This is a genomic window from Mycolicibacterium phocaicum, assembly GCF_010731115.1.
GTDB lineage: Bacteria > Actinomycetota > Actinomycetes > Mycobacteriales > Mycobacteriaceae > Mycobacterium > Mycobacterium phocaicum.
This window is the reverse complement of sequence record NZ_AP022616.1, coordinates 5729919-5742899: the sequence shown is the minus strand read 5'-3', so window position 1 is coordinate 5742899 and position 12981 is coordinate 5729919. Positions and strand designations below refer to the sequence as shown.

The 12981-nt window shown below is 65.8% G+C and carries 12 protein-coding genes; 10 read left to right on the top strand and 2 right to left on the bottom strand.

What is annotated here, in order from left to right; all coding sequences use genetic code 11:
• The first annotated feature begins 91 nt into the window (after positions 1-91).
• Complete coding sequence (locus G6N46_RS27650) at positions 92-1549, top strand: APC family permease (protein ID WP_064859919.1); 1458 nt, start codon at positions 92-94, stop codon at positions 1547-1549.
• The gene (locus G6N46_RS27645) at positions 1546-2211 is read left to right on the top strand and encodes a helix-turn-helix domain-containing protein (RefSeq protein ID WP_163693065.1); all 666 of its coding nucleotides are present in this window, start codon (positions 1546-1548) and stop codon (positions 2209-2211) included. The genes G6N46_RS27650 and G6N46_RS27645 overlap by 4 nt, the downstream gene beginning before the upstream one ends.
• A 16-nt stretch (positions 2212-2227) precedes the next feature.
• Here G6N46_RS27645 and G6N46_RS27640 read toward each other — a convergent pair whose 3' ends face one another.
• Positions 2228-2836 (bottom strand): TetR/AcrR family transcriptional regulator, encoded by a 609-nt coding sequence (locus tag G6N46_RS27640; RefSeq protein WP_138249988.1) that lies wholly within the window; start codon positions 2834-2836, stop codon positions 2228-2230.
• Between the two features lie 94 nt (positions 2837-2930).
• Here G6N46_RS27640 and G6N46_RS27635 point away from each other — a divergent pair, with 94 nt between their 5' ends.
• From G6N46_RS27635 to G6N46_RS27615, 5 genes are all read left to right on the top strand, one after another.
• A complete protein-coding gene (locus G6N46_RS27635) occupies positions 2931-3827 on the top strand; it encodes a metal-dependent hydrolase (RefSeq protein ID WP_082762359.1) in 897 nt (298 codons plus the stop codon).
• Positions 3824-4909, top strand: a complete 1086-nt coding sequence (locus tag G6N46_RS27630; RefSeq protein WP_064859921.1) for a PDR/VanB family oxidoreductase — start codon at positions 3824-3826, stop codon at positions 4907-4909. The genes G6N46_RS27635 and G6N46_RS27630 overlap by 4 nt, the downstream gene beginning before the upstream one ends.
• A gap of 31 nt (positions 4910-4940) precedes the next feature.
• Positions 4941-6458 (top strand): flavin-containing monooxygenase, encoded by a 1518-nt coding sequence (locus G6N46_RS27625; RefSeq protein WP_138249989.1) that lies wholly within the window; start codon positions 4941-4943, stop codon positions 6456-6458.
• Entirely contained in the window at positions 6455-7294 is an 840-nt protein-coding gene (locus tag G6N46_RS27620) for a short-chain dehydrogenase/reductase (RefSeq protein WP_234880719.1), read from the top strand. Before G6N46_RS27625 ends, G6N46_RS27620 begins: the two co-directional genes overlap by 4 nt.
• Positions 7295-7371: 77 nt before the next feature.
• On the top strand, positions 7372-7878 hold the full coding sequence (locus G6N46_RS27615; RefSeq protein ID WP_138249990.1) for an Abi-alpha family protein: 507 nt from the start codon (positions 7372-7374) through the stop codon (positions 7876-7878).
• A gap of 24 nt (positions 7879-7902) precedes the next feature.
• On the opposite strand, the gene G6N46_RS27610 is transcribed toward G6N46_RS27615, so the two are convergent.
• Complete coding sequence (locus G6N46_RS27610) at positions 7903-8586, bottom strand: TetR/AcrR family transcriptional regulator (protein WP_163693063.1); 684 nt, start codon at positions 8584-8586, stop codon at positions 7903-7905.
• A 184-nt stretch (positions 8587-8770) separates the two neighbouring features.
• Here G6N46_RS27610 and G6N46_RS27605 point away from each other — a divergent pair, with 184 nt between their 5' ends.
• The 3 genes from G6N46_RS27605 (at position 8771) to G6N46_RS27595 (ending at position 12976) form a co-directional block, all read left to right on the top strand.
• Positions 8771-10531: an AMP-dependent synthetase/ligase gene (locus G6N46_RS27605; protein ID WP_138249992.1), complete on the top strand. Its 1761-nt coding sequence runs from the start codon at positions 8771-8773 to the stop codon at positions 10529-10531.
• Between the two features lie 17 nt (positions 10532-10548).
• The gene (locus tag G6N46_RS27600) at positions 10549-11688 is read left to right on the top strand and encodes an acyl-CoA dehydrogenase family protein (protein ID WP_138249993.1); all 1140 of its coding nucleotides are present in this window, start codon (positions 10549-10551) and stop codon (positions 11686-11688) included.
• 88 nt (positions 11689-11776) lie between these two features.
• On the top strand, positions 11777-12976 hold the full coding sequence (locus G6N46_RS27595; RefSeq protein WP_138249994.1) for a BTAD domain-containing putative transcriptional regulator: 1200 nt from the start codon (positions 11777-11779) through the stop codon (positions 12974-12976).
• Positions 12977-12981 lie beyond the last annotated feature (5 nt).

Genomic DNA, 12981 nt, shown 5'->3' with positions numbered 1-12981 from the left:
TCTTCGCGTGGGAAGTGTTGTCCCAGTGTGGGATACGCGGTCGACACCACGGCGAAACGTGGCAGAAACAGCGGGATTTCTATACTCGGCGATGCTCACCACGGACAATCAGGTGCCACTGCACGGCCTGGGCCCGCGCACGCGCCTGGGCGGCCTGGATCGCGGCGCGCTGGGCGCTGCCGATGTTGCGGCACAGTCCGTTTCGGCCATGGCGCCCTGCGGCGCCGCGGCGGCGAGCCCGATATTGGTCGCTGCCCACGGCGGTCCGGTCGTTGCGAGCACGGCCATTGCGTTCGCTCTCGCCCTGGTCCTGTCGTGGCTGGTTCGGGGATTCGCGCGGCGTGTGCCCGCAGCGGGTTCGCTCTATACGTACGTTGCCGTTGGCGTCGGGCCGGTGGCCGGGTTCGTCACCGCCGGTGCACTGTTGCTCGGCTACCTCGGCATCGGAATGGTCGCGGTCACCGAGTCCTCGGCGTTCGCGTTACGGTTGGCATCCTCGGTGGGGCTGACGGCGCACGGCTGGCTGGTCGCGGTCGGCGCGCTCGGGTTCGCAGTTGCCAGCGGGGTGGTGCTGGTTCGCGGTATCCGTCTGTCGGCGCGGGTCGCGCTGGTGACCGAGACCATCGCGGTGGGTCTGGTGGTGGTGGTCGCGGGGTGGCTGGTCTGGCATGGTGACGTACGCCGTCTACATGATTCGGTGCTGGCTCCCATCCTCGATCTCGGGCACCTGGCTGGTGGTGTCGCGGTCGCAATGGCGGCATTCGCCGGCTTTGAGACCGCGACAGTGCTGTCGGTCGAGACCCGCGCTCCGCTGCGCACTGTGCCAGCGGCAATCCGTGGCTCGCTGCTGCTGGCCGGGCCCGTCGTGATGCTTGCGACCTTGACCCAAGCCGGAACACCAAGCCAGACACCGACAGATTCGTGGTTCGGGGCACTGGCTGCCGAACCCGGTGGCCGGATACTGGTGCCGGCCCTCTACCTCGCGACGACGCTGTCGTCTTTCGCCTGCGCGCTGGCATTCACGACAGCGGCAGCCCGGGTCTTGCTGTCCCTGGCCCGCGAAGGCGTCTTACCGACGGCACTCGGCCACACCGATCTACGCAGCAAGGCACCAACCGTCGGGATCTGGGTGTGCACCGCGACCGTGTTCGGCGTGCCTTTCGCCATGAGTGCATGCGGTGCCGACCCGGCAGCGGCATGCGGCTCGCTGATGGCCGGCGCGGTCTGCGGCTACCTGCTGGCATATGCCGCACTGGCCGGCGCGATGCCCGCGATGCTGCGGCGCCTGGGCGAACCCAGCAGGGTGGCGTTGGTGATCGGACCGGCCTGCGCACTGGTTCTCACCGCCATGGTGGCCGAATTCTGGGGACTGACGATCACCGGTCCGTTCTGGATTGGAGCGGTAGCCGCCATGGCCTGGATGCTGCTGTGGGCCGCCGCCGGATGGCGATTGCGCAGCAGCCGTCCGGACGCGTTCGCGTCGATCGGCGCGCACGCGGGAACCGTCAGGTCCGAGGTCTGGCGTGGCTACTTGCGGGGCTCGTCATGACCCGAGCGCTGCGCCCCGACGCCGGTTCGCGTTCGGCGCTCGCCGCGCTGTCCATCATCGAAGAGGTCGCGGCCGCGGGACCCGGGATCACGGCGCTGGAGATCACGCACCGGCTGCGGATGTCCCGGTCCTCGGCGTACCGGTTGCTCGCCGTCTTGTTGGAGAGCGAATACCTGGTTCGTACACCGGATTTGGGCGGGTTCGCGCTGGGCCGCCGCATCGACCGGCTGGTCGGCATCCCCACCACTCCCGCGGACCGGTTGCGCGAAGCAGTCGACGCCGTGCGCGCCGAAGCGCGGTTCGGCATACATCTGGTGCTGCACCGGCCTACGCGGCGCCCGGCGTTGGAGCTGTTCGACATCGATCCGGATTTTCCGCTGTCCGATCCGGCCCGGGTCATCGCCGAACCGGAGTGTTCTGCCATCGGGCGGATTGTCGCCGCAGATGCCCGCGGTGAACGCCCGGCGTTTTCCACTCAGCGCGGGATTCTCGTGCCTGGACATGGGTGTCTGGCTCTCCCGATCCGCGGCGCCGACGACAGTCTCGTCGCCGTGTTGGCAGCCTCGGCACCGTCGCATCGCGTCGCAGACGCCGATACGTTGATGACGTTCCTGACGCCCCACGCCCGGGCGGTGGCTCTCGCGTGCACGACGTCAGGTTGACGCCCGCGTTGCGGCACTACGGTTTCGGCGTTGACGCGATCGGCAGGAGATTCTGCCGGGCGAATTGTTCGACCTGCGCATAGGTCTCCAGTGGCGCCAGCACCGCAGGCGTGAGCAGGATCGAATGGGTGATGCGAACAAGGATTTCGGCTCGTGCGAGCAGCTCGGGTTCCGGGACTGCCGCCACGTCCGGGCCGCGGAGCACTTCGGCGGTCGCCGCGACGGCCCCGGCCAGCAGCGGTGAGGCTTCGAGGGTCAGCCGCGGCAGCACGGTGTCGGGCTCGATGTCCAGAAGCCGGTTCCAGACCGCATTCGTGCGCACCGTCTCGATCGTCGTGGCAAAACTGTGGACCACGCGATCCGCGAAATTGTCTGTGCGCGCCGCCGCGGCGCGCACCGCTTCGAACAGCTTCTGCGATTCCCGGATGAGCACCGCCGAGACAATCTCGTTCTTCCCGCCGACCCGTCGATAGATCGTGACTCGGCCGAGCCCCGCGCGTTGGGCGATTTCATCGACGGTCGCCCGCCGAATCCCGATCTTGGCGAAGACGTCCAACGCGGCGTCGAGGATCTCTTCGACACCCTCATCACGGGCCGTGTCGAGCGCGAACAGATCGGTGTGCACGCACCCGACCATAGTCGACGCTGCAACATTGAAACAATTGTATGTATTGTGTTTCACTGTAGCACGAAGGACTCAGAGCCGAGGAAGGCGTGTGATGGCGAGCAAGAAACCGGGACGAGTGGTGCGCGAGTACAACGACGAGGCACTGGCGATCAACGCCCGCCACGTCCACTTCGATTGGTCCGGCGTCCCGTTGGAGTACATCCCGGGCGAGGCCTATGCCACGCATTTCTGGAACGTGATGCACCTGGTCCTGCCTGAAGGCGAGCGGGCCATGGCCGACGTCTTCGGCCAGGCCCTGCCATACATCGACGACGAGCGCCTCAAAGAGGAAGTCATCGGATTCGTCGGACAGGAGGCGACGCACGCGGCCTCGCACGAGGGCTTCCGCAACTACCTGCGCGCACACGGTGTCGACGTCGGTGTGGTCCTGCGCCGCATCGACTTCGCGGTAGAGAAGATTTTCGGTGACCACGGGATCACCGGCCCCGCACGCAAGGCGTGGCTGAGCGAGCGCCTCGGGGTCTACGCGGCGGCAGAGCATTTCACCGCCGTCATCGGCGAATGGCTGTTGGACAACGAGGCCTTCGATCGCGCCGGCATCGACCCGACGATGCTGGACCTGCTGCGCTGGCACGGCGCCGAGGAACTCGAGCATCGCAATGTCGCGTTCGATGCCTACCAGTACGTCGACGGCGGCTACGCCCGCCGCGCGCGCACGGCCCTCATCGCATGTTCGGGCCTTGCACTGCTTTGGTTTTCGACGGCATCGCATCTGTACCGCAACGACGCGACGGTGCAGCGTCGTCGTCCGTGGCCCTTCGAGTACATCCGCGCCGCCCATCATGGATTGGTGCCGGGAGTGTCCTTCCTGTTCTCGCAGATGTACTTCTATCTACGACCGGGTTTTCACCCGTCGACGATGGGCGACATCAGCAAGGCAGTGCGGTACCTGGCGGTATCACCCGCGGCGCAGGCGGCGCACGTATGAACGAGCTCCTCGACCAACCCACATCTGTCGATGACCCGACGCCCGCGCTCAGGGCCATGGGGCAGTTGGCCCGCGGCTATTCGCGGTTGTTCACCGAGAGCCGCATCGCAGACCGCTTGTCGCCGCCCCGCCCGGTACGCCGGGCCGGATACGACGCGCGGCTCGAAGTCGTTGCGGCGGAACGCGTAGCCGACGACGTCGTCAGCCTCACCTTGAGCCGGGCCGACCGTTCACCGCTCCCCCGCTGGACGCCGGGCGCGCACATCGATGTGTTCACCCCGACCGGCCGGCAACGGCACTACTCGCTGATCGGTGACCAATTCGATCCCCTCCACTATCGAATCGCCGTGCGGCGCATCCCCGACGGCGCGGGTTCGGCCGAGCTGCACCGCGTCCGGGTCGGCGACACGCTGCGCATCCGGGGACCCCGCAACGCGTTCAGCCTGGCCCCCGCCGATGAGTACGTGTTCATCGCCGGCGGGATCGGCATCACGCCGATCCTGCCGATGGTGCGTGCGGCGGCATCCGGCCCCGCCCCCTGGCGCCTGGTGTACACCGGGCGTTCGCGCGCATCGATGCCCTTCATCGACGAGCTCACCGCCCTCGGGCCCGACCGGGTGCTCATCCGGCCCGACGACCAGTACGGCGCACCGGATCTGGCCGAATTGTGTACGACCGCTTCATCCCGCGCGGCGTTCTATGTGTGTGGCCCTCCCGCGATGATCGAACGGGCTCGCGAGGTCGCCACCGCCGCGACCGCGCCGGGCCGTCCCGCAGAGTTCCACAGCGAACGTTTCACCGCCGCACCGATCGTCGACGGCAGAGCATTCACCGTGCAGCTCACCGAATCGGGGCTCGCTGTCGACGTCGCCGCCGACGAGTCGGCCCTCGCTGCGATCCGCCGTGTCAAACCCGACGTGCAGTACTCGTGTCAGCAAGGTTTCTGCGGGGCTTGCCGCGTGCGACTGGTGGACGGGGTCGTCGAGCACCGAGATCGGGTGCTGACCCCCGACCAGCATGCCGACTCGATGATGATCTGCGTTTCCCGCGCCCAGGGTGACTCGATCTCCGTCGCGCTCTAGTCAGCCACCTGCACTCACCAAGGACACACCCATGACCAAACCCACTCCCACACATGTCCATACCGCGATCATCGGTGCCGGCTTCGGCGGGATCGGCGCGGCGATGCGACTCAAGGATTCCGGCGACAACGACTTTCTCGTATTCGAGCGGGCCACCGAGATCGGCGGAACCTGGCAGGCGAACACTTATCCGGGAGCGCAGTGCGACATCCCGTCGGTGCTGTATTCGTACTCGTTTGCCCCGAACCCGGACTGGACGCGCCTGTATCCGCTCCAGCGAGAACTGAAGGCCTACATCGAAAGATGTGTCGATGACAGCGGCATCCGGTCGCACATTCGGCTCGGGCACGACGTCACCGACGCCTCATGGGACGACCTGGCCCAGGTGTGGCAGATCACCGCAGGCGGTCAACATTTCACTGCCACCGTGATGGTTCTTGCCACCGGACCATTCAGTGAGCCGTCGATTCCGAATCTTCCGGGCCTCGAAGATTTCTCGGGCCCGGCCTTTCACTCGGCGGAGTGGCGCCATGACGTCGACCTGCGCGGAAAGGCGGTCGGTGTCATCGGCACCGGCGCTTCGGCCGTGCAGTTCATCCCGCGGATTCAGCCTGACGCCGCCGAACTGGTTGTGTTCCAACGGACCCCGACGTGGATCCTGCCGCATCCGGACCGCCCGGTCGGGCCCGCGGTGCGTTCGGTGTTCCGCACGGCCCCGCTCGTCCAGCGCGCAGCCCGTTCGGCGGTCAGCTTGGTCCAGGAAGCGATGGTGCCCGGTCTGGTCCATCTGCCGGCGCTGCTCCAGCCGATGGCGGCCGTCGGCAGGTGGCATCTCCGCAGGCAGGTCCGCGATGAGAACCTCCGAGAAAAGCTGACTCCGCGGTATGCGTTCGGATGCAAACGACCGACGTTCTCCAACACCTATTTTCCCGCACTGGCAGCGGACAACGCCGTCGTGGAAACCGCCGCGATCCGGCGGGTCACCAGAGACGGGATCGAAACCGCCGACGGGCGCCACCATCGCCTCGACGCCATCGTTTTCGGAACCGGGTTCAAACTGGCCCACAACGAAGGCTTCACCCGGATTCACGGCCGAGATGGTCGCAGCCTCGCGGAGGTGTGGGCCGGCGGAGAGATGAAGGCGCACTTGGGCACCGTCATTCCGGGCTTTCCGAATCTGTTCATGATCCTCGGCCCGAACTCTGTGGTGTACACGTCGCAGATCGTGACGATCGAAGCGCAGCTCGACTTCGTCCTCGACGCCATCGCGCAGATGCGGCGCCGCCAGATCCGCAGTATCGAAGTCTCGGACGACACCCTCGACAACTTTGTCGCACACGTCGACCGGCGTCTTGCCGACTCGGTGTGGAACTCCGGCGGTTGTCAGAGTTACTACTTGAGTCCATCCGGCCGCAATTTCACCTTCTGGCCTGGCTTCGTCTTCACATTCCGGCACCAAATGCGCCGAATTCGGCTCGCGGAGTTCGATATCCGCTACGCGACCGTGCCGTCCGAGTCCGCTGACGCCGAGTTGGTGGTCGGACGATGACCGCACGTGCGGCGATGCCCCTTTCTGGCGCAGTGGTTTTCATCACCGGCGCGGCACAGGGCATCGGGTTCGAAGCCGCCTCCCGTTTCGTGGCGGCAGGTTCGCGAGTGGTCCTCATCGACGTCGATGCAGGGAAACTCGGGAAAGCCCGGGCACAGTTGGGGAACGACACCATCGGCATCGTGGCTGATGTGCGCGATGCCGAGGCGTTGACCGCCGCGGCCGACCAGGCGGTGCACACCTGGGGGCGCATCGATGTGGTGGTCGCCAACGCCGGCGTCACACCGCCGCCGGCCACTCTGCGCACCATCGAACCCGATGCGTTCCAACGGGTTATCGACATCAATCTGCTCGGTGCGGTACACACGGTGCGTGCGACAACCGAGCACATCATCTCCAGTCGCGGGCACATTCAGCTCATCGGATCGTGCGCCGCGTTCGCACCAGGGATGGGCGGTGCGGCGTACATGATCAGCAAGGCCGGGGTCGAACAGCTCGGGCGGGCGTTGCGGATCGAGCTGGCGGCGCATCAGGTGACTGTCGGTATCTCCTACTTCGGCATCGTCGACACCGAGCTGGCGCGGACCACACTCGACGACGATCCGATGGGCCAACGCATCGGCGAACTGTTGCCCTGGCCGTTGAACAAGCGCATCGACGCCGGACACGCTGCCGCAAGTATCGTCGACGCAGTCGGCCGGCGCAGAGCCAGTAGCACCGTTCCGCGCGCATGGATTCCCTACGCCTGGCTGCGCGGTGTCATCAACGTGATCCTCGACCAGCAACTCGCGGCGAATCCGACGGTAGCCGCCATCATCCGGCAACTAGAGCGCTGACACGCTGTCTCGCAGCGGAAGCCAGAGCACCGACCAGCACCAGCCGAAAGAACCGCCTCCAGAAAAGAGATGAAACGATGGTCACCACCTCCGACGTGCACGGCCTGCGCACCAAAATGGCCAGGTTGTTGGATCGCTCGCTTGAGCAGAGCACGTGCGAGACGCAGCTGGAGGTCTACGACCGCATCGTCGACCAGCTTGTTGCCGACGAGGCGAGGATTCTCCGTGCACTGTCGGACGGCACCACGTCTCCCCTTGTGAATGTCTATTCGCAGGCTCGGTGGTGGTCCATGCCTCGAGCAGTCCTGACCAATACGTCGCTGATCGGCCGCACTGCAGGCGTGGGGCTGCCGGCCATGGCGCCGACCTACGTAGCCAACCTGTTGCGGCTCGGGCTGGTTGAAATCGGACCCCAGACAGATGGATCCGAGCCCGGCTACGAGGTGCTCATGGCCGAACCAAGCGTCATGCGCGCCATCGCCGACGCGCAGCAGGCGCGGCAGTCCGCTCGAGTGGAGAAGCTCAGCCTGCGTCTGTCAGACTTTGGCCGCGAGCTGTGGACGACAGCGATGGGCGGCAGGTAGCGGTGAGCCAGAGAACTTCTCCAACTAGTTGGGCCACAACGCGTTCCGCCACAATGCCGCCACTGCATCGGTAGTGCGATCGAGGTGGTCAGGCTGCGCAGCGACGCGCGCGGGCGCGCAGCCGGCGACCGTCGCGGTGGTCAGGACACGTACCAGCGCAACGAGGTCGGTCGAGATCGGTTGGGCGCCTCGATGCACCTCGGCCGACACCAAAGCCACGATGCGGCAAGTGATCGCGTCCTCCACGGCCGCGACGATCTCGGCGATCTCCGGTTCATAGCCTGCCGATGCGCGACACGAGGCCCACACGGGGTCGTCAGCGGCCAGGGCCGCACGGATACCGGCGATGACACGTGCGATCAGTGCCGGCGTGGACTCCCCCGGTGTCCGCAACGCGAACGACTGATCGAGCATCGCTGCAGTCGTACGTCCATGAAGCAGTTCCGCCAGGGCGGAGTACTTGGATTCGAAGTAGAAGTAGAACGCAGTTCGCGTGACGCCGGCCTGCCGAGTGATCGCCTGCACCGAAACCTCGGAAATCGGGTTCTGATCCAGTAATGCGCGCAGTGCCGTCAAGATCGCCGTGCGGGCGTGATCACCACGGTCGGTGGTCGTCGTCCGGTCGCGACCGGTGGCGCTCGGACTGTCGGTGGCAGTCGGACTCCCCGGGCAGCACGCGCCGTTGGGTTGACGTCGGGTGGCCAACATCACGGCTCTCTTTCTGTTGGGCAAAGCATTTCGCGTAGCGCGGTATTTCCACCAGGGAGGAGGGCGACAACACCAACGTCGCCCGATTGAAACAATCATACGCAATATGTTCTACTGTTTCAGCCTGAGCCGTTGCGGCCCTACCTCGGTCCGAACCCGCACGGCACGCTGCGAAAGGGTTGTGATGAGCGAAAGTCTGTGTGCGCATTTCCAACGCCGCGTTGCCGAGCTCGGTGACACAGCGGCGATCTGCCGCGCCGACGGCACAGTGGCGTTGACCTGGTCGCAGTACGGCGATCAAGTTCGACGGGTGGCCGCGGGTCTGGCCGCGTTGGGCGTGCGGCGCGGCGACGTGGTGGCGATGATGCTCACCAATCGCGCCGAGTTCCACATTGTCGATGCCGCGGTGATGCATCTCGGTGCGGTGGGCTTTTCGGTGTACAACACCAGTGCCACGGCGCAGATCACGTACCTGTTCGAGAACGCTCAGCCGACCGTCGTGGTCAGTGAGGCGCAATATCTGGAGAAGGTGCTCGCCGCCTCATCCGGCACCGACGTGCGCCACGTCATCTCCGTCGACGAGTCGAGCCGCGGCGTGCTCACCCTCGACGAGGTAACTGCCGGGGGCGCCGAAGATTTCGATTTCGACGCGGTTTGGAAGGCCGTTCAGCGCGACGACATCCTGACCCTCATCTACACCAGCGGAACCACAGGGCATCCCAAAGGCGTCGAGCTGACGCACGGCAACCTGCTGTACCAGCTCGAGGTGATCCCGAATGTGGTCGGCGATCTCAGCGGGGGTCGAGTGCTGTCCTACCTGCCGGACGCGCACCTGATCAATCGCTGGATCGGCCAGTACGCGCCGATGTACTTCGGTATCACGGTCACCGACGTCGACGACCCGAAGACACTGATCGACGTCCTGGGCCGCGTGCACCCGACGTTCTTCGTCGCGGTACCGATGCTCTGGTACAAGATTCGGGCTCGTGTCGAGACACTCACCGCCGAGCAGACCGGACCGGCGGGCGCGCTCGCGCGATGGGCCCTGGCAGCCGGCAAGAAGAAGGCGGGGGCCACCCTGTCGGGCGGCCGGTTGGGACTGCTCGACGAAGCAGCCGCCGCTGCGGCAGACGCGTTGGTGTTGTCCAAGATTCGCGCGCGCCTCGGAATGGATCAACTGAGCGCTGCGGTGTCGGGCGCCGCACCCATCGATGTTTCCGTACTCGAGTTCATGCTTGCGATCGGTGTTCCCGTGTCGGAGGCCTGGGGCATGTCGGAGACCTCCGCGGTCACGACCGTCAATCCCAGAGACCGGCTCAAGCTCGGCACGGTGGGTAAGGCGATCCCCGGCACACAGATCAAACTGGCCACCGACGGCGAGATTCTGGTCCGCGGATGTGGGGTGATGCGCGGCTACCACCGCGATCCCGGTCGCACCGCGGAAATCCTCGATGCCGACGGCTGGATCCACACGGGCGACGTCGGCTCGCTCGACGCCGACGGGTACCTGCGTATCGTCGACCGCAAGAAGGAGTTGATCATCAACTCCGGCGGAAAGAACATGTCCCCCAGCAACATCGAGGGCGCACTCAAAGCGGCCAGCCCGCTGATCGGCGCTGTCGCCGCCATTGGTGACAACCGTCCGCACATCGCGGCGCTGATCACGCTCGACCCCGATGCGGCCGCTGATTTCGCCTCCCGACATGGCTTCGGCGGCACCACCGTGGACGAGATGGTCGAACACGAGGCGACACAGCGGGCGGTGTCGGAAGCGGTGGAGGCGGCGAATACCCGGCTGTCCCGGGTGGAGCAGATTCGGAGCTGGAAAGTCCTGCCGCAGTATTGGATTCCCGGCGGCGATGAGCTGACGCCGACGCTGAAGCTGCGCCGCGCACCCATCGCCGAAAAATACGCCGCACAGATCGACGCGCTGTACGCGCGTTGAACGAGAGGAACAAGACAGTGACCCACGCATCGACGACCGAACTCGCCGACCTGTCCGGTTTGGCCCGCGACTTCTTCACCAAGGAAGTCGCCCCGCGTCACGAGGAATTCGCCGCCGCCGGCGAGCCCGACCGTGCGTTGTATCGCCGTGCCGGCGACCTCGGGTTGCTACTGATGTCGATCCCGGAGGAATTCGGTGGCGGTGGTGCGACTTTCGCGCACGAGGCGGTGCTGTTCCGGGAGCAGGCCTATGCCGGTGATCTGTCCATGCAGTTGGGCGTGCACGCAGGCATCGTCCCGCATTACCTGAACGCCTACGCCGCGCCCGAACAGAAGCAGCGCTGGCTGCCCAAACTCGCTTCCGGTGAATGGATCGGCGCGATCGCCATGACCGAGCCCGGTACCGGGTCGGATCTCCAGGCCATCTCGACACGGGCCGTTCGTGTGGGAGACGAGTACGTGATCTCCGGCGCCAAGACGTTCATCTCGAACGGTGCGACATGCGACCTCATCATCATCGCGGCCAAGACCGATCCGCAACAGGGTGCGGCCGGATTGTCGCTGTTCGCCGCCGAGGTTCGCGACGACACCCCGGGATTCCAGCGCGGCCGCAAGCTGAAGAAGATCGGCCAGAAAGGGCAGGACACCACCGAACTGTTCTTCGATGAACTTCGCGTCCCCGCGGAGAATCTGCTCGGTGGCGTCGAAGGTCGTGGCTTCGTCCAGCTGATGCAACAGTTGCCGCAGGAGCGGCTGATCGTGGGTGTCGCCGCGCTGGGCGCTGTCGAAGCCGCATACGACCACACGCTGGCGTACGTCAAGGAGCGCCACGTGTTCGGGAAACCGCTCTTCGCCCTGCAGAACACCCGTTTCGAACTGGCCGAGATCGCCACCGTGATCGACGTCATGCGCACGTTCGTCGACGATGCGATTCAGCGTCACCTCCGCGGCGAGCTCGACGTCAAACGCGCCGCGCAGGTCAAACTCTGGTGCTCCGACCAACAGACACAAATCGTCGACCGCTGCCTGCAACTACATGGCGGCTATGGCTACATGGAGGAATACCCCATCTCCCGCCTGTTCGTCGACAGTCGGATCTCACGGATCTATGCCGGTGCCAACGAGGTCATGAAGGATCTCATCGCGCGCCACCTCTAGCCCGGACGATTCGACCGGCTCGGGCCGACCGGGTGTGAAACGCTCTACCCGTGCGATTGGACAGGTTCGGCCGGGCGGGGAGCGATTGATGGGCCGCCAGACACCGATGGCGCCCGGACCTCAGTGTGCTGGAACCGAACGCGACATCCAGTTCGGAGTGCTGGGTCCGCTGCAGGTGAACGTCGGGTCAGCACCGATTCAGGTCGGTACGCCGAAACAGCGCGCGGTACTTGCCATGCTGGTCGCGAACGCCAACCGCGCCGTCAGTGCCGCGGACTTGATCACAGCGATCTGGGACGGCGAACCGCCGGCCGCCGCACGCATCTCGGTGAGTGCCTATGTGTCGAATCTGCGCCGCCTCATCACCGAGGCGGGCGTCGATGCCCACGCCGTCGTGGCCACCGCACCCAATGGCTACCGACTCGAAATCACCACCGAGCAAAGTGATCTGGCGCGGTTCGCCACGGAGCAGCAAGCGGGGATCAACGCCGTGGCCGCTGGACGTTTCGAAGCGGCCAGCACACACCTCACCACCGCGCTGGCTCAGTGGCGCGGCCCCGTCCTCGACGACCTGCGCGACTTCGCCTTCACCGATGTGCTGCGCAACGAGCTGGCCGAGGACAAAGTCCTCGCCCAGACGGCGCGGGCCCACGCCGAGATCGCCTGTGGCCGAGCCCATACCATCGTTCGGGAGCTCGAAAGCCTGGTCGGGGAACATCCCTACCGTGAACCGCTCTGGGCTCAACTGATGACGGCGTACTACCTCACCGACCGCCAATCCGATGCGCTCGACACATATCACCGGCTCAAGACAACGTTGTCAGATGACCTCGGCATAGACCCCGCGCCGGCGCTGCGCACGCTGTACGAACAGATTCTGCGCCAGGAGCCGCTCGACGTACAGCGCAATGCCCAGGCCGCGGCCCAAACGGTCATCGCTTTCGAACCCGGTGTGACCACCCTGATCAGCCCCGTCACCGCAGCCCTGCGCGACGTGCACGATCACCTTCATCGGCTCAGGGGTTCGGCCACCCGCATCGGACGCAGCCCGGACAATGACCTTGTCTTGGCCGACGACAAGGTGAGCCGGCACCACGCCGTCATCAACAACGCCGACACCACCCACATCATCACCGACCTCGGGTCTGCCAACGGAGTCCATGTCAACGGAGAGCGAATCCGCGCCACGGCCGAGCTCCACGATGGCGACACCCTTCGAATCGGCAGTCAGGTGTTCGTGTTCCAGACGTCGCTGCCCACCACGTCGCGGGACGGTGGCCGAGTGTGACCGGA

Coding starts and splice junctions, on each gene's coding strand:
- G6N46_RS27650 (WP_064859919.1), top strand. CDS start 92: ATGCTCACCACGGACAATCAGGTGCCACTGCACGGCCTGGGCCCGCGC.
- G6N46_RS27645 (WP_163693065.1), top strand. CDS start 1,546: ATGACCCGAGCGCTGCGCCCCGACGCCGGTTCGCGTTCGGCGCTCGCC.
- G6N46_RS27635 (WP_082762359.1), top strand. CDS start 2,931: ATGGCGAGCAAGAAACCGGGACGAGTGGTGCGCGAGTACAACGACGAG.
- G6N46_RS27630 (WP_064859921.1), top strand. CDS start 3,824: ATGAACGAGCTCCTCGACCAACCCACATCTGTCGATGACCCGACGCCC.
- G6N46_RS27625 (WP_138249989.1), top strand. CDS start 4,941: ATGACCAAACCCACTCCCACACATGTCCATACCGCGATCATCGGTGCC.
- G6N46_RS27620 (WP_234880719.1), top strand. CDS start 6,455: ATGACCGCACGTGCGGCGATGCCCCTTTCTGGCGCAGTGGTTTTCATC.
- G6N46_RS27615 (WP_138249990.1), top strand. CDS start 7,372: ATGGTCACCACCTCCGACGTGCACGGCCTGCGCACCAAAATGGCCAGG.
- G6N46_RS27610 (WP_163693063.1), bottom strand. CDS start 8,586: ATGTTGGCCACCCGACGTCAACCCAACGGCGCGTGCTGCCCGGGGAGT.
- G6N46_RS27605 (WP_138249992.1), top strand. CDS start 8,771: ATGAGCGAAAGTCTGTGTGCGCATTTCCAACGCCGCGTTGCCGAGCTC.
- G6N46_RS27595 (WP_138249994.1), top strand. CDS start 11,777: ATGGGCCGCCAGACACCGATGGCGCCCGGACCTCAGTGTGCTGGAACC.